This window comes from Cupriavidus phytohabitans (genome assembly GCF_000426345.1).
Lineage (GTDB): Bacteria > Pseudomonadota > Gammaproteobacteria > Burkholderiales > Burkholderiaceae > Cupriavidus.
The window spans coordinates 1-1,791 of record NZ_AUFE01000216.1; the positions used below are offsets into that span (position 1 = coordinate 1).

The window sequence follows — 1,791 nt, forward strand, 5'->3', positions numbered from 1 at the left end:
CCATAGAACGGCCGGTGGTCGCGCTCAAGCAGCGGTACCGGCTTGCCGAGCAGCCAGGTCGGACGGGGCAGGGCCGCCGGCAGTGGCGACCGCACGGGCTTCTCGGTCGCCGGTTGCCAGCCATTGGCCAGATGCCCCAGTTGGCCAGCGCCAGCGTTTGCGGGGCATGCGGGGGCGTCAGCAGCGCGATCGGGCGTCCGCACCGGGCTGCCAGGGCAGGGCGGAGCAGGCGCAGTTCACCGATCCCCGGCTGGCACTGGAGCAGTTCCGTCAGGCCGCCAATCGGCCAGCCGCCGCCGGGCAATTCGCGGTCCAGCGAGGGATGTCCAGTCGACACGGCGCGCTCGTAGCCGCGGGCTAGCTGCGAGGCGAGCCAGAGCGAGGGATGGATGGTTTCTGGGGCAACGGATAGCATGGCGAACTCCTCCCAACAGTGTACTGTATATTTATACAGTATCGACTCTCCTGGCGGGAGTGTAAGGAACCGGAATTGGCCGGACTGCGCTGAGGACATGCTGGTTGGATTACCGTGCAGGCGCTCATATGCGCACATTTCGTTGTGCCAGTTCAGGTCCGATCTTCGTCATCGTGGCCGCACGTGCCGTATGGTTCGCAGACTGCCTGGATCCGCTTGTATTCGTAGTCCTGCGTAATCCGGACGCCCGTGCAGGCTTCATGCACTTCGTCGTTTGCGATAAGCGAGCGCATGCTGAACAAGTGAACGGTGTTTGAGGAGTTCGCTTAGACTTTGGTGCATGTTGGCTCGGATCTGTTGGGCGGTTGAACAGTCGATGCCATCCCTCTTCAATTGGGCAATCCGCACTTCTTGGGCTTCAATGCGCCTCTCCAAGCGTTCGATAGCCAGTTCTGTCTCGTCTAGGTCTTGGAGATCTTCCCCAATGCTGCGTGGCGCTTCAATCCCCGGTTGCATGATGGACTCCTTGCAGAGCTTATGTTCTTTTGATAGTCCAGAAGGAATCGCGCCGGTATCAGACGCCGTCCGACAAATAATAAGAGCCCTAGCCGATTGGTCGAGGGGCTGTGGCGCTCACAGTATTCGCAGACCTGTCGCTGATATCGACACATGGGTGTCATATGCACGCATCCCCCCATTCGGAGGTGACCGAAGGTAAAACAGGCTGGCCCGATAAAAAGAGCCCGCACAACGGCGGGCTGCGGGTAAGAGACGTCGCGAGGGGTCAATTCACGACGCGAGTGATTCTCTTGGGAATGTATAGACATTCATATCCCCTTTATGAGGGGATCGCTGTTCTCGTCGTGGCAGCCGGCGTCGCCCGGGATGGTCTTTCGTTCGCACAGCAGATCGGCTTCACGGGGCCGCCGACAGCCGGCTGGCCATGCCATCCACCCGGGATGTCGCGCGGACGGTTTCCGTAGGAGTTTCGCTCTCGGATCTACCCGTCCCTGCCGTGGATCAGCAGTTCGACCTTTCCCGCTTGGCCTGATCGGCGCCTGCGCAGATCGCCTCTTCCCAGCTGGGACAGGTCTTCCGGTTACTCCACCGGCGTGCTCTACGACCGAACCGTTGTCGGTCAGGCACTGTCCGAAAAGAAAAAAGCCCTCGGCCGGGGTGGTCGAGGGCTTGGAGCGGTGCCGGGTGCTCGCAGTGCCGGCGAGGCAATACTCACATGCGCGCTGACTTTTTCACATCCCTCTAATTAGTAGGGGGCTTTTCAGTCGGACCTGAAAAATTCAGTCTGAGAGCTCAGCGTGACTGAAAGGCGGAGGATTCTGGGCCCTCATCAAACGACTGCGGCATGTGGGCTGAGT

General features: G+C 60.5%; 1 protein-coding gene and 1 pseudogene. Both read right to left on the reverse strand.

Translation table 11 applies throughout. From position 1 onward, the window contains the following. Positions 1–124 precede the first annotated feature (124 nt). Positions 125–415, reverse strand: a pseudogene (locus K309_RS43690) (translesion DNA synthesis-associated protein ImuA); the annotation flags it as partial. Between the two features lie 258 nt (positions 416–673). Continuing rightward, on the reverse strand, positions 674–931 hold the full coding sequence (locus tag K309_RS41355) for a hypothetical protein (protein WP_084402724.1): 258 nt from the start codon (positions 929–931) through the stop codon (positions 674–676). Positions 932–1,791 lie beyond the last annotated feature (860 nt).